At 66.1% G+C, this 18,844-nt stretch carries 19 protein-coding genes; 7 read left to right on the forward strand and 12 right to left on the reverse strand.

Going from position 1 to position 18,844, the window contains the following annotated elements; all coding sequences use genetic code 11:
• Positions 1–127 precede the first annotated feature (127 nt).
• Together AC07WC_RS13680 and AC07WC_RS13685 are read left to right on the forward strand one after the other, a co-directional pair.
• On the forward strand, positions 128–898 hold the full coding sequence (locus tag AC07WC_RS13680; RefSeq protein WP_121037882.1) for an NAD kinase: 771 nt from the start codon (positions 128–130) through the stop codon (positions 896–898).
• A 79-nt stretch (positions 899–977) separates the two neighbouring features.
• Positions 978–1,925, forward strand: coding sequence for a 5'-nucleotidase (locus AC07WC_RS13685; RefSeq protein WP_088434636.1), 948 nt, complete (start codon positions 978–980; stop codon positions 1,923–1,925).
• Positions 1,926–1,998: 73 nt separating this feature from the next.
• Here the strand turns inward: AC07WC_RS13685 and AC07WC_RS13690 are convergent, their stop codons facing one another.
• From AC07WC_RS13690 to asnS, 12 genes are all read right to left on the reverse strand, one after another.
• Positions 1,999–2,580, reverse strand: coding sequence for a DUF2939 domain-containing protein (locus tag AC07WC_RS13690; protein ID WP_495210472.1), 582 nt, complete (start codon positions 2,578–2,580; stop codon positions 1,999–2,001).
• Between the two features lie 61 nt (positions 2,581–2,641).
• Positions 2,642–3,328 carry a DUF2461 domain-containing protein gene (locus AC07WC_RS13695; RefSeq protein ID WP_495210473.1) on the reverse strand — a complete coding sequence of 229 codons (687 nt, stop codon included), beginning with the start codon at positions 3,326–3,328 and terminating at the stop codon, positions 2,642–2,644.
• Positions 3,325–4,764, reverse strand: coding sequence for an exodeoxyribonuclease I (sbcB, locus tag AC07WC_RS13700; protein ID WP_495210474.1), 1,440 nt, complete (start codon positions 4,762–4,764; stop codon positions 3,325–3,327). Before sbcB ends, AC07WC_RS13695 begins: the two co-directional genes overlap by 4 nt.
• Positions 4,764–6,131 (reverse strand): FAD-dependent oxidoreductase, encoded by a 1,368-nt coding sequence (locus tag AC07WC_RS13705; protein WP_495210475.1) that lies wholly within the window; start codon positions 6,129–6,131, stop codon positions 4,764–4,766. Before AC07WC_RS13705 ends, sbcB begins: the two co-directional genes overlap by 1 nt.
• 31 nt (positions 6,132–6,162) lie before the next feature.
• The gene (gene kynU / locus AC07WC_RS13710) at positions 6,163–7,440 is read right to left on the reverse strand and encodes a kynureninase (RefSeq protein ID WP_495210476.1); all 1,278 of its coding nucleotides are present in this window, start codon (positions 7,438–7,440) and stop codon (positions 6,163–6,165) included.
• Positions 7,441–7,889: 449 nt separating this feature from the next.
• The gene (locus tag AC07WC_RS13715; RefSeq protein ID WP_495210477.1) at positions 7,890–8,138 is read right to left on the reverse strand and encodes a hypothetical protein; all 249 of its coding nucleotides are present in this window, start codon (positions 8,136–8,138) and stop codon (positions 7,890–7,892) included.
• Positions 8,139–8,428: 290 nt separating this feature from the next.
• On the reverse strand, positions 8,429–8,956 hold the full coding sequence (locus tag AC07WC_RS13720) for a 3-hydroxyanthranilate 3,4-dioxygenase (protein ID WP_495210478.1): 528 nt from the start codon (positions 8,954–8,956) through the stop codon (positions 8,429–8,431).
• A 24-nt stretch (positions 8,957–8,980) separates the two neighbouring features.
• Entirely contained in the window at positions 8,981–9,643 is a 663-nt protein-coding gene (can, locus tag AC07WC_RS13725; RefSeq protein ID WP_495210479.1) for a carbonate dehydratase, read from the reverse strand.
• A 78-nt stretch (positions 9,644–9,721) separates the two neighbouring features.
• Positions 9,722–10,360, reverse strand: a complete 639-nt coding sequence (locus AC07WC_RS13730; protein ID WP_495210480.1) for an FMN-binding negative transcriptional regulator — start codon at positions 10,358–10,360, stop codon at positions 9,722–9,724.
• Between the two features lie 6 nt (positions 10,361–10,366).
• A complete protein-coding gene (locus tag AC07WC_RS13735; RefSeq protein WP_495210481.1) occupies positions 10,367–10,681 on the reverse strand; it encodes a hypothetical protein in 315 nt (104 codons plus the stop codon).
• Complete coding sequence (locus tag AC07WC_RS13740) at positions 10,678–10,983, reverse strand: hypothetical protein (protein ID WP_495210482.1); 306 nt, start codon at positions 10,981–10,983, stop codon at positions 10,678–10,680. Before AC07WC_RS13740 ends, AC07WC_RS13735 begins: the two co-directional genes overlap by 4 nt.
• Positions 10,984–11,006: 23 nt before the next feature.
• A complete protein-coding gene (gene asnS / locus AC07WC_RS13745; RefSeq protein WP_088434174.1) occupies positions 11,007–12,401 on the reverse strand; it encodes an asparagine--tRNA ligase in 1,395 nt (464 codons plus the stop codon).
• Positions 12,402–12,583: 182 nt separating this feature from the next.
• On the opposite strand from asnS, the gene AC07WC_RS13750 reads away from it, so the two are divergent.
• From AC07WC_RS13750 to smc, 5 genes are all read left to right on the forward strand, one after another.
• A complete protein-coding gene (locus AC07WC_RS13750; RefSeq protein WP_495210483.1) occupies positions 12,584–12,922 on the forward strand; it encodes a HesB/IscA family protein in 339 nt (112 codons plus the stop codon).
• A 166-nt stretch (positions 12,923–13,088) separates the two neighbouring features.
• Positions 13,089–13,529 (forward strand): 30S ribosomal protein S6, encoded by a 441-nt coding sequence (gene rpsF / locus AC07WC_RS13755; protein ID WP_019184348.1) that lies wholly within the window; start codon positions 13,089–13,091, stop codon positions 13,527–13,529.
• A gap of 11 nt (positions 13,530–13,540) precedes the next feature.
• Positions 13,541–13,771 carry a 30S ribosomal protein S18 gene (rpsR, locus tag AC07WC_RS13760; protein WP_002804494.1) on the forward strand — a complete coding sequence of 77 codons (231 nt, stop codon included), beginning with the start codon at positions 13,541–13,543 and terminating at the stop codon, positions 13,769–13,771.
• Between the two features lie 155 nt (positions 13,772–13,926).
• Complete coding sequence (rplI, locus tag AC07WC_RS13765) at positions 13,927–14,379, forward strand: 50S ribosomal protein L9 (RefSeq protein WP_019184347.1); 453 nt, start codon at positions 13,927–13,929, stop codon at positions 14,377–14,379.
• A gap of 939 nt (positions 14,380–15,318) precedes the next feature.
• Positions 15,319–18,822, forward strand: coding sequence for a chromosome segregation protein SMC (smc, locus tag AC07WC_RS13770; protein WP_495210484.1), 3,504 nt, complete (start codon positions 15,319–15,321; stop codon positions 18,820–18,822).
• The last annotated feature ends 22 nt before the right edge of the window (positions 18,823–18,844 follow it).

Here is an 18,844-nt window from a genome sequence, read left to right on the forward strand (position 1 = left end):
GGTAACGGCATTGCATGAGAAACACACGGCTCCGCTTCGGCGGGGCCGTTTTCGTTTCCGGTCGTGCCGGCCCGCGACCGGCACGACCGGTTATGCTCTTGCCGGCATACACCACCCGGATTCACCGATGAGCGACACCCCCCGTATCGCCTTCCTGGCCAGCTCCACCGAAGCGGCGCAGCTCGCCCTGGCGCAGATGCGGGCCCGCTACGGCGACTACGCGCCCGAGCAGGCCGAGGTGCTGTGCCCGTTGGGCGGTGATGGCTTCCTGCTGCAGACCCTGCATCGCTACGGCGCGCTGGATCGGCCCGTGTTCGGCATGAAGCTGGGCACGGTCGGGTTCCTGATGAACCAGTTCCGTGATGACGACCTGCCGGCGCGCCTGGCGGCTGCCGAGCCGGCCAACCTGCGGCCGCTGGAGATGCTGGCGCTGACCGAGTCCGGCACCACCACCGGTTCGCTGGCTTACAACGATGTATCGCTGCTGCGCCAGACCCGCCAGGCCGCGCACATCGGCATCGACCTCAATGGCCAGGAGCGCGTGGCCGAGCTGATCGGCGACGGCGTGCTGGTGGCCACCCCGGCCGGCAGCACCGCCTACAACTATTCCGCGCACGGCCCGATCCTGCCGCTGGGCTCGCACACCATCGCACTCACGCCATTGGCGCCGTATCGTCCGCGCCGCTGGCGGGGCGCGATCCTCAAGGCCGATACCGAAGTGCGGTTCCGCGTGCTTGATCCGTACAAGCGCCCGGTCAGCGTCACCGCCGATTCGCACGAAACCCGTGATGTCGTGGAAGTCACCATCCGTGAATCGCGCGAGCGCCGCGTCACCATGCTGTTCGACCCGGAACACAATCTGGAAGACCGGATCCTGAGCGAGCAGTTCATGTTCTGAAGGCGCACGGCCGAGGCGGCCGTGCTCTGTGGGAGAATGGCTGGCCGGCCGCTGCGGCCGCATTGGATTGCTGATTGCCATGGGCGACAACACCCCCCGTTTGCTGACCGTTGCCGTGACCTCGCGGGCCCTGTTCGATCTGGAGGAGGGCCACGCGCTGTTCGAGGCCGAAGGCGTGGATGCCTACGCCGAGTACCAGCGCAAGCACGAGGATGATGTGCTGCGCCCCGGCGTGGCCTTCCCGGTGGTGCGCAAGCTGCTGGCGCTCAACCAGGGCCAGTCACCGGAACAGCCGCGGGTGGAAGTGATCCTGCTCTCGCGCAACTCGGCCGATACCGGCCTGCGCATCTTCAATTCGATCCAGCACTACGACCTGGGCATCATCCGCGCGACCTTCACCGCGGGCGAGCCGACCTGGCCGTATGTGAAGCCGTTCGGCACCGATCTGTTCCTGTCGGCCAACCCGGAATCGGTGCGGCGTGCGCTGCTGCACGGGATCGCCGCGGCGACCATCCTGCCCAAGCCGCCGGGCGAGACGATCGCCGCGGCCGAGCAGGTCGATCTGGGCCGTCCGCTGGGCCAGCTGCGCATCGCCTTCGATGGCGATGCGGTGATCTTCGGCGATGAAAGCGAGCGCATCTCGCGCGAGCAGGGCGTGGAAGCGTTCGGCCGCCATGAGCGCGAGAACGCCCGCGAGCCGCTCAGCGGCGGCCCGTTCCGCAATTTCCTCTCGGCCCTGCACACGCTGCAGGCCGTGTTCCCGTCGGGCGAGGATGCACCGATCCGTACCGCCCTGGTGACGGCGCGCTCGGCGCCGGCGCACGAGCGGGTGATCCGCACCCTGCGCGAGTGGGGGGTGCGTCTGGACGAAGCGCTGTTCCTCGGCGGCCGCCACAAGGGCCCGTTCCTGGAAGCGTTTGGCGCGGACATCTTCTTCGACGATTCCCAGCACAACATCGACAGCGCGCTGCAGCACCAGAGCGTGGCGGCCGGTCATGTGCCGCACGGGGTCGCCAACGACGGTTGATGCACCGCTTGGATGTACGTGGGCCCATGTATCCGCCAACGGTGGCGCCCATGTACCCACCAACGGTGGGTACCTACCGGATCGGCAGGACCGACGGCGCGGTGGTGTCGGGATTGAGCGGCAGGCGGATGTCGACCAGCCGCCAGCGCAGGCCCGAGCGCTGCAGCACGAACACCACCGGCGCGCCCTGCGGCGTGTAGGTGGTGGCGGTGAAGCGTGACAGCGATTCGAAATGATGGGTGGCACCTTTCAGCGGCCGCGCCGGCCGTGGCGCGGCGTAGGCGTCGTTGCTGGGGCTGTCCAGGTCGTTGCTGGCCCGCTTCCACAGGGTATGGCCCTCCAGCAGCGCGCCGATGCCGGTCGGGGTCACCAGCGCATCCACGGCGGTCGCGCTGAGCCGGTCGCCGGCCGAGAGCAGCAACGCGCCAAACAGACTGGACTGCATGTCCGGGCCGGCGCGGCGCACCACGTAGTCACTCAGCTGGGCGCGCAGGTTGGCGCGCAGCATCGGGAAGTCCACGTAACGGTCGAGCATGGCGGTGTCGCGCTGTTCGATCGCGCGGCTGAGGCCATGCACGGTCACATAGGGGCCGCTGAACACGACGCCAGCCAGGACCAGCAACAGCGCAACCAGCAACCAGAGCAGCTTCTTCATCGGGTCTGCCTTGTCGTCATGCTGCCCAGCTTGCCGCAGGCGGTGTCAATGCACGTGAAACTCAGAACTCCAGGTCCAGCGCCGCGCACAGGTAGTCCACGAACGGGGCCAGCGTGACCAGATCGGCCGCGATGGTCTGACGCAGGCGAGGGCCGGTCATCGTGGCGTCGTCCAGCGAGCGCCAGAACACCCAGTTGCGGTGCTTGAGATCGTCGATGAACTCGAAATCCGGCTCGAACCCCCGCGGGGCGCGCACCAGCTTTTCGCTTTCCTCGAAATCGAACTTCCTGCGCAGCACCGGCGAATGCGCGGCGGCCTTCCAGCTGCCAGGGTTGTCGACGATGAAGTGCCGCACCTTGCGCTGCGTGGCCGGCTCGGGATGCCACAGGCCCGCGCCGACGAAGCTCTCGCCCGGTTGCAGATGGATGTAGAACGACGGGGCCGGCACCTGCTTGCGGCGCTCATGGAACAGGCGTGCGCCCTGCCAGCTCTTGTACGGTGATTTGTCGTTGGAGAAGCGCGCATCACGGTAGATGCGGAACAGCGAGCCGCCCACGGTGCGTGGGTCGGCGCGGAAGTGTTCGCTGACCGCGGCCAGGTCCGGCTGCAGATCGGTGATCAGGCGCAGGAACGGCTGGCGGACGTGTTCTTCGTACTTCGGCTTGTGCTCGTTGAACCAGGTCTTGTCGTTGTTGCGGGCCAGGCCACGCAGGAACGTGAAGGTCGCCGGGCTGAAATAGGTGCTCATAGGCTGCTCTGCAGGTGGACGCCCCAGTCGCGCAGCTGCTGCAGCAGTGCGAGCTTGCCGACATCGTCGGCGTGCTCTGCGGCCAGTGCATCCAGCTGCGCGGTGAACTGCGGCAGGGTCTGTTCGCCCAGCGACGCATCGCCGAGCAGGCGCTGGCGACGATAATCGTTCCAGCGTGAGCGCTCGGTGGTGTCCAGGCTGTCCAGGTGATTCCGGGCGCGATATCGGAACAGCAGTTCGGGCATGCGCGGGTCGCGCAGGCGCTCGGCGAAGCTGGCCAGTTCGGACGGCGGGCTGGTGCGGATGCGTGCCATCAGGGATTTGTCGCCGTCGGCCAGGAAGCCGTCATACAGCGACGCATCGACATCGCTGGGCGCCAGGGTGCGCTCGCCCGAATACACCTGGCGGACCTTCTCGGCCAGCGCCGGGCCGATCTGGCGTAGGCGCTCGGCCTTGGCTTCGATCGCGGCCGGGTCGATCCCCAGGCGTGCGTGGTCGGCCGGGCGGAGGTGATTCCACGCGACCAGTGCCGGCACCTTGTTGAGGTGCACTTCCTTGAGCGGCACGCGCTGCTCGCCCTCGGCCATGTCGGCGACACGGGTATACAGGCGCGCGGCGATGGTTTCCGGTGGCAGCTCGAGCAGCGGTTCGATATCGCCGTCCAGATCGAGCGCGATGATGCGGTTGTTGATGAAGGGATGGCGCGCCAGCGGCAGCACCGGTGCGGCGCACATGCGCTGGGCCGGGTAGCGCATGGAGATGTGCAGCACCGGCTGCATCGCGTCCACATCCAGCAGGCTGCCGACAAAGCGTTTGTCGCGCAGCTTCAGCGCGTAATCCCACAGCCGCGGTTGCGCCTGCTTGAACAGCTTGGCCAGCCCGATCGTCGCGTACACATCGGACAGGGCTTCGTGCGCATCGCCCTGGCGGACGTTGTTGGCGATGGCCAGATGCTCGAGCTTGAACGAGGTCGCGCCATCTTCGCGCTGTGGCCAGACGATGCCCTCCGGGCGCAGCGCATGCAGCAGGCGCATCATGTCCAGCAGGTCCCAGCGCGAATTGCCGCTGCGCCACTCGCGCTCGTAGGGATCGTAGAAGTTGCGGAACAGCCCGTAACGAATGAACTCATCGTCGAAGCGCAGCGTGTTGTAACCCAGCGAGCAGGTGCCCGGCTGCGCCATCAGATCGTTGATCCGCGCGAACGCTTCGGCTTCGGTGACCCCGGCATCCAGCGCGTGCTGCGGGGTGATGCCGGTGATCAGGGTGGCGATCGGGGAGGGCAGCAGATCGTCAGCCGGCTTGACGTAGAAGCTCACCGGCGCATCGATGATGTTCAGGTCGGTATCGGTGCGGATACCGGCGAACTGCGCGATGCGCGTGCGGCGCGGGTCCTGGCCAAAGGTTTCCAGGTCATAGAACAGGAAGCTGTCGGCCATCAGTGCGCGCCCTCCAGGATGGGCAGTTGTTCGTGGATCAGCCGCTCCAATGCGGCCCAGTCGATATGCGCCAGGCTGTCGTGCCCGGCGGTAGCGTCTTCGAGCATGCGCCGCTGCAGGTCGGTGCGCGCCAGCGCAACGGCATACGGCGTACGCAGGAAGGTGACCATCGTGTAATGCGGCACGAAGCGGGTCGGCCAGCGCGCCTGCAGCGCCTGTTCCAGTTCGCGCTGCAGCAGGAACTGCGGATCGGCCACGCGGTCGCGCATCTCCAGGTAGTTCTCCAGCGCCATCTGCTGGATCGCTTCGGCATTCGGTTTGCGGTCGGTTTCGAAGGCGGCGAAGGCCTCGGCCAGCGAGTCCTGCTCCAGCAGGTGCGCGGCCAGCGCGATGCAGTCTTCGAAGGCGCAGTTCATGCCTTGGCCGTGGAACGGGACCATCGCGTGCGCGGCATCGCCGATCAGCACCGCGCGACCCTTCATGTGCCAATGCTTGAGGTGCAGCGTGCCGAGCAGGCCGGGCGGATGCTGTTCCCAATCGCGGCGCAGGTTCGGGATCAGCGCCAGCGCATCGGGGAAGTCGCGTGCGAACAGCGCTTCGGCCTCGGCCCCGCTGTTGGTGGTGGCAAAGCTCGGGTCGCCCTCATTGGGCAGGAACAGCGTGACCGTGAACGTGCCTTCGTCATTCGGCAGGGCGATGCACATGTAATGCCCGCGTGGCCAGATGTGCAGCGCGTTGGCCTCGATCCGGAAACCGCCGTCGCCGGTTGGCGGGATCTCCAGCTCCTTGTAGGAGTGATCCAGGAAGGCGATGCGCTCTTCCAGTGGCTGCTTGCGGTTCATCGCCGCACGCAGCGCCGAGCCGGCACCGTCGGCACCGATCAGGGTATCGAAGCGGATGTCGTGCGGCTGGTCGTCGCGGTCATCGATGAAGCGCGCGTAGCCGGCATCGAAATCCACCGTATGCAGGCGACGGTGGAAATGCACGGTTGCGCCTGCATCCTCGGCCAGCTGCAGCAGGGTGGTGTTGAGGTCCTTGCGGTGGATCGACCAGATCACTTCGCTGTCATCGCGCCCGTAGCGCTGCAGCTGCGGCTCGCCTTCGCGTGGATGGATCATGCGCCCGCGCATCATCACCGCCTTGGCCATGACCGCGTCTTCGACACCGGCCTGGCGCAGCGCGTGGCGTCCACGCTCGGCCAAGGCCAGGTTGATCGAACGGCCGGACTCGTAATCGCTCACGCGCGGATCGCCGCGGCGCTCATACAAGGTGATCTGCCAGCCCTGGCGGGACAGCAGGATGGCGAGCAGCGAACCGGCCAGACCTGCGCCGATGATGCTCAGCGAGCGGGAGGGGGTAGCGATCAAGACGATATCCGTGGGGGCGGGGAGGGCCGGCTTAGAGGCCGGCCCAGGCTTCCACTTCCTCGACGAAGTGGTGCAGGTCGAGGTAGCGGTTGTAGAGCGGGGTCGGCGAGATACGGATCACGTCGGGTTCGCGCCAGTCACCGAGCACGCCCACGGTCTGCAGGTACTCGAACAGGCTGCGACCGCGCTCGCGGCCACCGGCCACGCGCAGCGACAGCTGGCAGCCGCGGCGATCGGGTTCGGACGGGGTCAGCACCTCGAGCACGCCGGACAGGCGGGCGCGAACGAGCGCATCCAGCATGCCGGTCAGACGCAGCGACTTCGTCCGCAGGGCGTCGATGCCCCCAGCCTTGTCGACCAGGTCCAGCGCGGCGCGCAGCGGGGCCAGGCCGAGCACCGGCGGGTTGCTGAGCTGCCAGCCTTCGGCGCCGACGGCGGGCACGAACTGTGGCGCCATCTTGAAGCGCGTGGCCTCTTCATGGCCCCACCAACCGGCAAGCCGTGGCAGGGTGGCGTCGCGGTGGTGGCGCTCGTGCACGAAGCAGCCGGCGACGGCACCGGGACCCGCGTTGAGATACTTGTAATGGCACCACACGGCGAAATCCGGCGCGATGTCGTGCAGCCGCAGCGGCACGTTGCCGACCGAGTGGGCCAGGTCGAAGCCGATGCGGGCGCCCTGCAGGCGTGCCATGCGGGTGATGGCTTCCAGATCGAACACCTGGCCGCTGCGGTACTGCAAGCCGGGCCACAGCACCAGCGCCAGGCGCGGGCCATGCTCGGTGATGGCGCGTTCGATGGCTTGCAGCGAGATGGTGCCATTCGGCTCATCGGGCTGCACTTCGACCAGATCGGTTTCCGGGTTGAAGCCATGGAAGCGGAGCTGCGATTCCACCGCGTGCCGGTCGGTCGGGAAGGCGCCGGCCTCCATGAGGATGACGGGCCGCTCGGCGGTGGGCCGGTAGAAGCTGACCATCATCAGGTGCAGGTTGACGCTGAGGGTGTTCATCGCCACGACTTCGCTGGGCAGTGCGCCCACGACGCGGGCGAGCTGTTCGCTGACCAAGCGGTGGTAGCGCAGCCACTGGGTGTCGCCGGTGAAGTGGCCTTCGACGGCGAGCGAGGCCCATTTGTCCATGACTTCCTGCACGGCGCCACGTGCGCCGCGCGGCTGCAGGCCCAGCGAGTTGCCGACGAAGTAGGTCTGGTCGCGGTGGTTGTGCTGGGGGAAGACGAATTCGTTGCGCAGGGCGCGCAGCGGATCGGCGGCGTCCAGGGTAACGGCATGGGTGCGGCTGAGGATCTCGGACATGGTGCAACCGGCGGTGTCAGTGAGCCGACAGTTTATCCGGGTGGTGGGGGTGTGGGCTGAATCTGGCTTGCTGTGCTGCTTCAGCCGAGGCCCGAGCCGAAGCCGAAGCCGAAGCCGAAGCCGAAGCCAGGGCGACTGGAGTTCCAGTGGGCGGGCCGGTGTGGGTGGGTCTGCTGGACCCGCCGCAAGTACGTCCATGTAGGCTCGTAGTGCGGCATCCATGCCGCACACGGTCCTGCAGACCCACCCACACCGACCCGCTGACAGTTGGCTGGGGCGCGTGGGAAAGGCGGGGGCTATGCCTTGGGCTGTGCTTTGGTGCAGCTGGTGGGCTGAGGGTAGGCGGGCCAACAGCGGTGGACGATGCGTTCACTCGCCGCAGCCTGGTGTTGCCGGCCGTGATCGAACACGAAAACGGTCGCTTGCTCACCCATTGGCCGGTGTTCGCTTCAACTTTTGGAGCGGACCCACACCAGATGCAAATGAAGCGCAAACGAAGACGAAATCAAAGAGGCAATCAAAGACGCAGACGCAGACGCGGTCATTAGTACCTGCGCCGCAGTTGGCTCCGTTTGGACCAGCGCATTTTGATCTGCCTCTGTGGTTGCGCTGTAACTGGGGCGCAGAAGCACCAGAAGCACCAGAAGCAGCAGAAGCAGCAGAAGCGGCAGAAGCGGCAAAAGCAGCAAAAGCAGCAAAAGCAGCAGCCTGCAGTTGACCCTGCTCTTTACGTGCACGCCGACGAAGTGTGGATGGGTTGGTGGGGGTGGGTTTCCGGGACCGTGTGCGGCATGGATGCCGCACTACGAGCCTACATGGACGTACTTGCGGCGGGTCCCGGAAACCCACCCCCGCCGGCCCACCCCAAGTAATTCAAGCACCGCCTTGGCTTTCAATCTGTCAAGCATTCAAGCATTCAAGCATTCAAGCTTTCCAGCTTCAGGACAACCAGGCGTTCAATTTGCAAAGCTCTCAAGCAGGAGAACCATCACCCCTCGACAGCCACCTTCGCAGGCAGCGGATCCACATGCCCGCACGCACCGCACGTGCGCAACGCCAGCGACGAGTGATAGCGATCGAACACCTTCGGCAGATCCGTCTCGATGTTCTCCAGCGCGAAAAACTCCTCGTACAACTTGTGATTGCACCGCTCGCAGAACCACATCAACCCATCGCGCTCATGCGCCAGCCGCTTGCGCTCCACCACCAGACCCACACCGCCCGGCGGACGGCGCGGCGAATGCGGCACGCCGCCCGGCAACAGGAAAATCTCGCCCGCGCGGATCGGAATGTCGCGCACCGCGCCATCCTCCTGCACCTTCAGCGTCATCTCCCCTTCGAGCTGATAGAACCACTCCGGACCCTCGTCGTAATGGAAGTCGGTCCGGCTGTTCGGGCCGCCGACCACCATCACGATGAAGTCGCCGTTCTCGATCATCTTGTTGCCGACCGGCGGCTTCAGTAGATGCCGGTGTTCCTCGATCCAGCCGAGCAGGTTGATGGGGGAGGCAAGCATGGGCGATGTCCGTAAAAGGAAAAGTCAGTCGCGGCGACCGTGGCGCGGAACGTAGGACAGGGCCTTTTCGTATGCCGCCTGCAGCTCTTCCGGTGCGCCTACGTCGATGCCCATCTCGCGCACCCGGCCATCCTTCAGGCTGTACACCCAGCCGTGCACCATCAGCTTCTGGCCGCGTGCCCAGGCGTCCTGCACGATCGTCGAGCGGCAGGCGTTGACCACCTGCTCGATCACGTTCAACTCGCACAGGCGCGCATGCTTCAACTCGGGATCGTCGATTGCATCCATGATCACGGCGTGCTTCTGCGCAACATCGCCCACGTGCCGCAGCCAGTTGTCGGCCAGGCCCACGCGCGTGTTGTTCAAGCTGGCGTGCACGCCGCCGCAGCCGTAATGGCCGACGATCAGGATGTGCTTCACCTTCAGCTGATCCACGGCGTACTGGATCACGCTCAGGCAGTTCAGGTCGGTGTGCACCACCACGTTGGCCACGTTGCGGTGGACGAATACTTCGCCCGGTGCCATGCCGATGATCTGGTTGGCCGGCACGCGCGAATCGGAACAGCCGATCCACAGGTACTCCGGGTGCTGCTGCTTGGCCAGCTGGTGGAAGAATTCCGGGTCTTCTTTCTCGATCCGGTCCGCCCATTCGCGGTTGTTCTGCAGCAGCTTGTGGATGTCTTTCATCGTGCGGGGTCCCTGACGTCGGGGGGGGGGGGCAAGGCGCGGCCGGCGTGGCCGCGTCGTCGCGGGAAACGTGTAAGGTCAGTCGGCGGTCGTGCCGCCCTCGCGGCGCCAGCGCATCCACTGCGCCAGCTCGCGCGGGGCCGGCGCCTCCAGGGCGGACAACGCGTCGATCACGCTGGTCTGGTTGGCCTCGGGATGGTTCTGGCTGAGTTTGAGCTTGATCTGCACCTGCGCCGGGCGGAAGCGGAAGCCGACGATGCCGCCGAGCATGCGCTGTTGGCGCGGCTCGATCGGCAGCAGGTCCCAGTCGCCGCCAACCTGCGCTTCGTAGTGCGCGCTCAGGCCGTCCAGCATTGCGATCAGTGCATCGGCCTCGGTGACCGGCTCGAGCACGCCACGCAGTTCCGCGGCGGCGTAGTTCCAGGTCGGTACACGTGCCTGCGCGGCTTTATCCGGATACCAGCCGGGCGATACGTACGCATGCGGGCCGTGCACCAGCATCAGGGCCGGGCCGGCGTGGCCCGCCTGCGGATTCGGTCTGGCCCAGTGGCCTTCGATCAGGATGCCATCGGCATCGCGCCGGTACAGCACCGGCAGGCGGGTGGCCTGCGGCAGACCGTCGGCCCCGGTGGTGACCAGGGTGACGAATGCATCGCGCGCCAGCAGCCGGTCCAGCCAGATCAGGTCGGTCTCGACGAAAGCGGACGGGATGAACATCGTCGGTTACGCGCGGGCGCCCAGGTTCTGGATCATGCGCCCGTGCAGGGCATCGTCGCTGTCGGCCTGCGGCGGCTGCACTTCATGCAGCGAGAAGCCGCGCACCAGGGCATCTTCTTCATCGAGGCCGTCGTAGGCGACGAACTCGGCGTCGAACAGCTGCGAGCGTGCGGTGTCTTCACTATCGTAGCTCAGCGTGTTGCCATCGCTGTCCAGCACCTCGGCGGTACCGGCCGGGCGGACCCGCAGGCGGGCCCAGATCAGCATGTTGCCGAGGCTGGCCAGGAACCACTCGTCGCGGTGGGAGGTGTCGTCGTTCATGTCATTACCATCGAAAGCAGCCAGAGCAGGGCAGCCATGCCCAGTCCGGCAAGAAGGGTGAGCAGCGAAAGCCAGGCCGGCGTGGCCAGGCCGGTCAGCGAGCGGTCGCTGCTCTGCCGATAATCGCGGCCGAGCAGCCAGCGCAGCGCATCCGGGCGCAGGAACGCGCCCGTACCGAAGCGATCCGCCAGCACCGGGTGGCGGTCGCGGATGTGAACCAGGGTCAGCGGCCAGAAGATCACGAAGGCACTGAACCCGGCGATCGCCACGCCGACGAAACACAGCGCGAAGAACAGGGTCATGGTTCAGTGCCTCCGTAGGTCGATCAGAATTCGGCGCTGCCCGGTGCGCGCGGGTAGGGGATCGCGTCGCGGATGTTGCTCAGCCCGCAGACGTAGACCACCAGGCGCTCGAAGCCCAGGCCGAAGCCGGCGTGCGGCACCGAGCCGTAGCGGCGGAAATCGCGGTACCAGCCGTAGTGCGCCGGGTCCAGGCCGAACTGCGCCATGCGTGCATCGAGCACATCCAGGCGTTCTTCGCGCTGGCTGCCGCCGATGATCTCGCCGATGCCCGGGGCCAGCACGTCCATCGCTGCGACGGTCTTGCCGTCGTCGTTCAGGCGCATGTAGAACGCCTTGATGTGCTCGGGGTAGTTGGTCACCACCACCGGGCGGCCGATGTGTTCCTCGGTCAGCCAGCGCTCGTGTTCGGTCTGCAGGTCCAGGCCCCATTCGACCGGGAAGTCGAACTTCTTGTCGGCCTTCTGCAGCAGCTTCACAGCTTCGGTGTAGTCGATCTGCTCGAACGGGGCGTTGATGAAGCCTTCCAGCTTGGTGATCGCGTTCTTGTCGACGCGCTCGGCCAGGAAGGCCAGGTCGTCGCCACGCTCATCGAGCACCGCACGGAACAGGTACTTCAGGAACTGCTCGGCCAGGCGCGCATCTTCGGCCAGGTCGGCGAAGGCGATTTCCGGCTCGATCATCCAGAATTCCGCCAGGTGGCGGGTGGTGTTGGAGTTCTCGGCGCGGAAGGTCGGGCCGAAGGTGTAGACCTTGCTCAGCGCCAGGCAATAGGCCTCGACGTTCAGCTGGCCGGACACGGTCAGGAAGGTTTCCTTGCCGAAGAAGTCGCGGCTGAAATCCACCTCGCCCTTTTCGTTGCGCGGCAGGTTGGCCATGTCCAGGGTCGAGACCCGGAACATCTGGCCGGCGCCCTCGGCATCGGACGTGGTCACGATCGGGGTGCTGATCCAGTTGAAGCCGTTCTGGTGGAAGAAGCGGTGGACGGCCTGGGCCAGGCAGTTGCGGATGCGGGTGACCGCACCGAACAGGTTCGTGCGCGGGCGCAGGTGCGCCACTTCCCGCAGGAACTCCGGGCTCATCGGCTTGGGCTGGATCGGATAGGTCAGCGGGTCTTCGACCAGGCCGACGATCTCGATGTCGCTGGCCTGGATCTCGAAGGACTGGCCCTTGCCCTGGGACTTGACCAGGGTGCCGCGGGCGATCACCGAGCAGCCCGGGGTCAGGCTCTTGATGTCGTCGAAATTGGCCAGGGTGTCATTGGCCACCACCTGGATGGGGGCGAAGCAGGAGCCATCGGTGACATTGACGAAGGCAAGCGCCGCAGAGCCGCGCACCGTGCGGACCCATCCGCGTACTGTTGCCTCGCCGCCTTCCGGGATCTTCCCGGCAAGCGCATGTTCAACGCTGACCACCGTCATGACTTGAATCCTCTGTTGATCGACTCGATCTCTGAACGCGGAGTTTAACGGGTGCGGTGTTCGGCTTGCGAGGCATTTCGCGCGCGCCGGGGCTGCGCACCGTGTGAACCGCAGATGCGGCCGTCAAGGCCAGGTCGCGCCGTACCCTCTATAATGATCACGATCCGCTGGAGTTGCCTGTCATGGCCGTAAGCCTTACCCCTGTTGCCTTTGCCCGTGTGCAGAAGTTCGTCGAGCAGACCCCCGGCGCGCTGGGCCTGCGTTTCGGCGTGACCCGCACCGGCTGTTCCGGCTGGGGCCACATCACCGATCTGGCCCGCGATGAACGCGAAGGCGACACGGTCTTCGAGCAGGACGGGGTCCGCATCTATGTGGATGCCACCAGCCTGGGCCTGGTCGACGGCACCGAAATCGACTTCGGCAAGCACGGCCTGAGCGAGACCTTCACGTTCAGGAACCCGAACGCGACCGCCGAATGCGGTTGCGGGGAGAGCTTCACGACCGAGGCCGACAAGGCCTGATCGCCCGCCAGGTGGGCTGTTCCGCCCGCTTGGCTTGCCTGGAACCCCTTCTGCTGCCACAATGCGCGGCTTCCTGCCTGATTCCGGGCAGGACCCTTGCCCCACCGCGTTCACCTGCGGGGGGCTGTCCGGCCCTCAAAGGGCCACATCCGAAAGGTAAAAACACATGAGTCGTCATTACGAAGTCGTGTTCCTGGTCCATCCGGACCAGAGCGAACAGGTCCCGGCCATGATCGAGCGCTACAAGGCGCTGGTCGAGAACGGCAACGGCACCATCCACCGTCTGGAAGATTGGGGCCGTCGTCAGCTGGCCTACCCGATCCAGAACCTGGTGAAGGCCCACTACGTCATGCTCAACATCGAGTGCGACCAGGCCGTGCTGAGCGAGCTGGTGGAAAGCTTCCGCTTCAACGACGCCGTGCTGCGCAACCTCGTCATCAAGCGTGACGAAGCTGACACCGAGCAGTCGCTGATCATGAAGAGCAAGGACGAGAAGGGTGACAAGCCCGAGCGTGGCGAGCGTCGTCGTCGTGATGACGAAGAAGGTGAAACCACCCCCGCCGCCGCTGACACCGATGCCGGCGAAGACGCCGCTTCGGCCGCTTAAGGAGCACTGACATGTCCAAGTTCTTCCGTCGTCGCAAGTTCTGCAAGTTCACGGCCGAAGGTGTGAAGGAGATCGATTACAAGGATCTCAACACCCTGCGCCAGTACCTCACCGAGAACGGCAAGATCGTGCCGAGCCGCGTGACCGGTACCAAGTCGAAGTACCAGCGCCAGCTGGCAACGGCCGTCAAGCGCGCCCGTTTCCTGGCCCTGATTCCGTACACCGACAACCACGACGTCTGATGAAGGCTGGCGGCCTTCTGGTCGCCGCTTTCGCGGATCTGGCCGCCCGCGCTGTCCAGCGTCGGGCGGTTTCCAGGTCTGCCGTTCGGATATTCGGACAGCCATCCGCTGCGGGGCCTGCGCCTCGCTAACGAATACATATTTGGAGCTACATCATGAAGCTGATTCTTCTTCAGAAGGTCACCAACCTCGGCGGTCTGGGCGATCTGGTCGACGTGAAGCCGGGCTACGGCCGCAACTTCCTCGTTCCGACCGGCAAGGCCGTTCCGGCCACCGCGACCAACGTGGCTGAGTTCGAAGCCAAGCGCGCTGATTACGAAGCCAAGGCTCAGTCGATCCACGCTGATGCCGAAGCCCGCAAGGCGCAGCTGGAAGGCAAGAGCGTCACCATCGCTGCCAACGCTTCGACGGAAGGCAAGCTGTACGGTTCGGTCGGCCCGCGCGATATCGCCGAAGCCTTCACCGCTGCCGGCCTGCCGCTGGAAAAGAGCGAAGTGATCCTGGGCGAAGGCGCGTTCCGCAACGTGGGCGAGTACGAGGTGACTGTTCACCTGCACGCCGACGTGGAAACCACCGTCAAGGTGGTTGTGGAAGCCGAAAAGGCCTGATCCCTGCCGAAAGGCGGGTGTCACTGAAACGGGTACCCGCGAGGGTGCCCGTTTTTGTTTTTGTCGCTTGCTGGTGTCCTTGCGGCAACGGCAACAGCAATGGCAACAGCAAACGCAACGGCTTGGCGCCTTGAAGGTGCGGGTGGGAGGGCGCCGGGTAGCCCGGGCCGGGACCCGCCGTGAACCCGTCCATGGGGGCTCGTAATGCGCCATCCATGGCGCCTTACGGTCCCGGCCCGGGCTACCCGGCGCCCTCCAGCCAGGTGGCCGGTGCGGGCGGTTGGAAGAGCGGGTATCCGCCGTGTGTGGCTGGTAGCGCCGGTGATGGACATATCCCGCTCTACTCCCCTGGGCAGGCCCACGCCATGCGTGGAGCTCTTGCTTTCCCGTCCCCGTCCTCCGTCGCCCAGCCACGCATGGCGTGGCTCCCCCATTCCGACGCGCAGATAATGGCGGCCCGGCTCGACTTGAGTCGTTCTGCTCGAATCCAGATCAGGTCCGTTCCGGTCAGACTGCTCTGCCTCGGTTGTTAGCCTGCACACCAGCCATGTGTGTACGGGATGGCGTGGGTGGGGTAGCGGGACCGTAAGGCGCCATGGATGGCGCATTACGAGCCCCCATGGACGGGTTTACGGCGGGTCCCGCTACCCCACCCACGGCGTCCCGCCTCGCATCAAGCTGAAATGAGGACTTTGCCTTTGCCTTTGCCTTTGCCTCTGCCTTCGGCTTCGGCTTCGGCTTCAGCTTGGCGCAGGTCGAGGCCGCCCCGGCATCCGCCCCCCGCAGCCCGCTGAACACCCGCCCCGTTATACTCAGGCTAACGCGTCGCCCCTGGGGCCATTGAAACCCTGCAACATCAATGGCTTGAAGCGTAAATCCGCCCCGTAATCCACCATGGTGGGGGTCCGCCCAGACCTTTGCCCGGAAAACCATCACGCCATGCGTCTGTCCACGATCAAGCTGTCCGGATTCAAATCCTTCGTCGATCCGACCACGCTGCACCTGCCGACCAACATGACCGGCGTGGTGGGCCCCAATGGCTGTGGCAAATCGAACATCATCGACGCCGTGCGCTGGGTCATGGGCGAAAGCTCCGCCAGCCGACTCCGTGGCGACTCGCTGACCGACGTCATCTTCTCCGGCTCCTCCGCCCGCAAACCCGTCTCGCAGGCCGCCGTCGAACTGATCTTCGACAACACCGACCACACCATCACCGGCGAGTACGCCTCGTTCAACGAGATCTCGGTCAAGCGCACCGTCAGCCGTGACGGCAGCAGCAACTACTACCTCAACGGCACCAAGTGCCGCCGCCGCGACATCACTGATCTGTTCCTCGGCACCGGCCTGGGGCCGCGCAGCTACTCGATCATCGAGCAGGGCATGATCAGCAAGATCATCGAAGCCCGGCCCGAAGACCTGCGCGTGTATCTGGAAGAAGCCGCTGGCATCTCCAAGTACAAGGAACGCCGCAAGGAAACCGAGACCCGCATCCGGCATACCCGCGAAAACCTGGACCGCCTCAACGACCTGCGCGAGGAGATCGGCAAACAGCTCGAACACCTCAAGCGCCAGGCGCGGCAGGCAGAGCAGTACCAGGGGCTGCAGGAAGAGCGCAAGGTCAAGGACGCCGAGTGGAAGGCGCTGGAATACCGTGGGCTGGATGGCCGCCTGGGCGGCCTGCGCGAAGCGCTGTCGCGCGAGGAAACGCGCCTGCAGCAGTTGATCGCCGAACAGCGTGACGCTGAAGCCCGCATCGAAACCAGCCGCCTGCGCCGCGAAGAGGCGTCCGATGCGCTCAACACCGCGCAGGCCGAGGTCTACCAGGTCGGCAGCACGCTGGCCCGCCTGGAGCAGCAGATCCAGCATCAGCGCGAGATGTCGCAGCGCTTGAACAAGGCGCGCGATGAAGCGCAGCAGGCGCTGGCCGATCTGGGCCAGCACATCAGTGGCGACGAGGCGAAGCTGATGGTGTTGCGCGAGGCGGTGGACGATGCCGAGCCGCGCCTGGAGCAGCTGCAGGAAGAGAACGAGATCAAGCAGGAAGCCCTGCGCGATGCCGAGGCCCGGCTGGCCGATTGGCAGCAGCGTTGGGAAAGCCATACCCGCAGCACGTCGGAGGCCTCGCGCGCCGGCGAAGTCGAGCGCACCCGTGTCGATTACCTGGATCGCCAGGTGCTGGAAGCCGACCGCCGCCGCGAGTCGCTGCAGGCCGAGCGCGCCGGGCTGGATCTGGACGCCCTGGCCGAGATGTTCGAAGAACTGCACCTCCAGCACGAGACCCAGAAGGCCTCGCTGGATACGCTCAATGAGCAGGTGGAAGAACGCAAGCACGCCGTGGCCGGGCTGCAGGACCGCCAGCGCACCGGGCAGACCGAGTTGGCCGAGATCCGCAAGCAGGCCCAGGCCGCCCGCGGCCGGCTGTCGTCGCTGGAGACCCTGCAGCAGGCCGCACTGGGCCAGGAACAGGGCGCGGCGGTGGCATGGCTGAAGGCGCGTGGGCTGGATTCCGGCGCGCGCGTTGGTGAGCGCCTGACGGTGGAGAGCGGTTGGGAAAATGCAGTGGAAAGCGCGCTCGGTCAGCTGATCGAGGGTGTGCTGGTGGATGCGCCGGAGTCGCTGGTGGACGCGCTGGGCGAGCTTGGCGAAGGCCGCATCGCGCTGGTGTCGGCCGAGCAGGAGGCGCTGGACGTCGCGCCGACCTCGCTGGCCGCGAAAGTGCAGGGCCCGACCGCGATCCGGCGATTGCTGGCACGCCTGCATGCCGCCGAGGATCTCGAGACCGCGCGCGCACTGCAGGCCACGCTGGGCGAGGGCGACTCGGTCATCACCCGTGGTGGCGAGCGGCTGGGCGAGGGCTGGGTGCGCGTGTCGCGCTCGGGTGCGGCCAAGCAGGGTGCGCTGCTGCGTGAGCGCGAGATCGTCACCCTGCGCGAGCAGATCGAAACGTTGCAGGACCGCGAAGCAGCGCTGGAACAGCAGCTGGCCGGCTTCCGTGACCAGCTGCTGGCCGGGGAGCAGCAGCGCGAAGACGCACAGCGCCAGCTGTACCTGGCCCATCGCAGTGTCTCCGAGCTCGGTGGCCAGCTGCAGAGCCAGCAGGGCAAGGTGGAAGCCGCGCGCACCCGCATCGACCGCATCGAAGGCGAGCTGGTGCAGCTGCTGGAGACGCTGGACGCCGGTCGCGAGCAGGTGCGCGAAGCCCGCTCGCGGCTGGACGATGCGGTCACCAGCATGGGCGACCTGGAATCGGTCCGCGCCGCGCTGGAAGGCGAGCGCCGCCAGCTGACCGATGCGCGCGACCAGGCCCGCGACCAAGCCCGCAACGTGCGCGAAGCGGCGCATTCGCTGGCGCTGACCCTGGAGTCGCAACGCGCGCAGATCGCCTCGCTGAGCCAGGCGCTGGAACGCATGAGCACGCAGCGTGGGCAGCTGGATACGCGCCTGGGCGAGCTGCATTCGCAGCTGGACGAGGGCGATTCACCGGTCAAGACGCTTGAAGCCGAGCACCAGAACGCATTGGGTGAGCGCGTGCGCGCCGACCGTGTGCTGGGTGAGGCGCGTACGTTGCTGGACGGCATCGATGCCGAGCTGCGCACGTTCGAACAGACCCGCCACCAGCGCGACGAACAGGCGCTGGCGCAGCGCGAGCGCATTTCCCAGCGCAAGCTCGACCAGCAGGCGCTGGTGCTCAGTGCCGATCAGCTGTCGGCCTCGGTGGAGAAGGCCGGCTTCGTGCTGCAGGACGTGATCAATGGCCTGCCCGAGGATGCGCGGGTCACCGACTGGGAGCAGGCCGTGCACCAGATCGATGGCCGCATGCGTCGCCTGGAGCCGGTCAACCTGGCCGCCATCCAGGAATATGGCGAGGCCTCGCAGCGTTCGGAGTATCTGGACGCGCAGAACACCGACCTCACCACCGCGCTGGAGACCCTGGAAGACGCCATCCGCAAGATCGACCGCGAGACCCGCGGCCGCTTCAAGGACACCTTCGACCGCGTCAACGCCGGCGTGCAGCAGCTGTATCCACGCCTGTTCGGTGGCGGCCATGCCTATCTGGAGCTGACAGGTGAAGACCTGCTCGACACCGGTGTTGCGATCATGGCGCGGCCGCCGGGCAAGCGGGTGTCGAGCATCTCGCTGCTGTCCGGTGGCGAGAAGGCGATGACCGCGGTGGCGCTGGTGTTCGCGATCTTCCAGCTCAACCCGGCACCGTTCTGCCTGCTGGACGAGGTGGACGCGCCACTGGACGAAGCCAACGTCGGCCGCCTGGCCAACATGGTCAAGGAGATGAGCGAGAAGGTTCAGTTCCTGTTGGTGAGCCACAACAAGGCCACGATGGAAGCCGCCCACCAGCTCTCCGGCGTGACCATGCGCGAACCGGGCGTCAGCCGACTGGTCAGTGTCGACCTGGAGGAAGCCGCACGATTGGCGGGCGCGGCCTGACGTGCCATCCTTAAGTACCTGA

This window comes from Stenotrophomonas sp. GW821-FHT01H02A (assembly GCF_059422145.1).

Bases quoted from the DNA above. Each gene is read 5' to 3' on its own strand.
- AC07WC_RS13680 (WP_121037882.1), top strand. From the start codon at position 128: ATGAGCGACACCCCCCGTATCGCCTTCCTGGCCAGCTCCACCGAAGCG.
- AC07WC_RS13685 (WP_088434636.1), top strand. From the start codon at position 978: ATGGGCGACAACACCCCCCGTTTGCTGACCGTTGCCGTGACCTCGCGG.
- AC07WC_RS13690 (WP_495210472.1), bottom strand. From the start codon at position 2,580: ATGAAGAAGCTGCTCTGGTTGCTGGTTGCGCTGTTGCTGGTCCTGGCT.
- AC07WC_RS13695 (WP_495210473.1), bottom strand. From the start codon at position 3,328: ATGAGCACCTATTTCAGCCCGGCGACCTTCACGTTCCTGCGTGGCCTG.
- sbcB (WP_495210474.1), bottom strand. From the start codon at position 4,764: ATGGCCGACAGCTTCCTGTTCTATGACCTGGAAACCTTTGGCCAGGAC.
- kynU (WP_495210476.1), bottom strand. From the start codon at position 7,440: ATGTCCGAGATCCTCAGCCGCACCCATGCCGTTACCCTGGACGCCGCC.
- AC07WC_RS13720 (WP_495210478.1), bottom strand. From the start codon at position 8,956: ATGCTTGCCTCCCCCATCAACCTGCTCGGCTGGATCGAGGAACACCGG.
- can (WP_495210479.1), bottom strand. From the start codon at position 9,643: ATGAAAGACATCCACAAGCTGCTGCAGAACAACCGCGAATGGGCGGAC.
- AC07WC_RS13730 (WP_495210480.1), bottom strand. From the start codon at position 10,360: ATGTTCATCCCGTCCGCTTTCGTCGAGACCGACCTGATCTGGCTGGAC.
- AC07WC_RS13735 (WP_495210481.1), bottom strand. From the start codon at position 10,681: ATGAACGACGACACCTCCCACCGCGACGAGTGGTTCCTGGCCAGCCTC.
- AC07WC_RS13740 (WP_495210482.1), bottom strand. From the start codon at position 10,983: ATGACCCTGTTCTTCGCGCTGTGTTTCGTCGGCGTGGCGATCGCCGGG.
- asnS (WP_088434174.1), bottom strand. From the start codon at position 12,401: ATGACGGTGGTCAGCGTTGAACATGCGCTTGCCGGGAAGATCCCGGAA.
- AC07WC_RS13750 (WP_495210483.1), top strand. From the start codon at position 12,584: ATGGCCGTAAGCCTTACCCCTGTTGCCTTTGCCCGTGTGCAGAAGTTC.
- rpsF (WP_019184348.1), top strand. From the start codon at position 13,089: ATGAGTCGTCATTACGAAGTCGTGTTCCTGGTCCATCCGGACCAGAGC.
- rpsR (WP_002804494.1), top strand. From the start codon at position 13,541: ATGTCCAAGTTCTTCCGTCGTCGCAAGTTCTGCAAGTTCACGGCCGAA.
- rplI (WP_019184347.1), top strand. From the start codon at position 13,927: ATGAAGCTGATTCTTCTTCAGAAGGTCACCAACCTCGGCGGTCTGGGC.
- smc (WP_495210484.1), top strand. From the start codon at position 15,319: ATGCGTCTGTCCACGATCAAGCTGTCCGGATTCAAATCCTTCGTCGAT.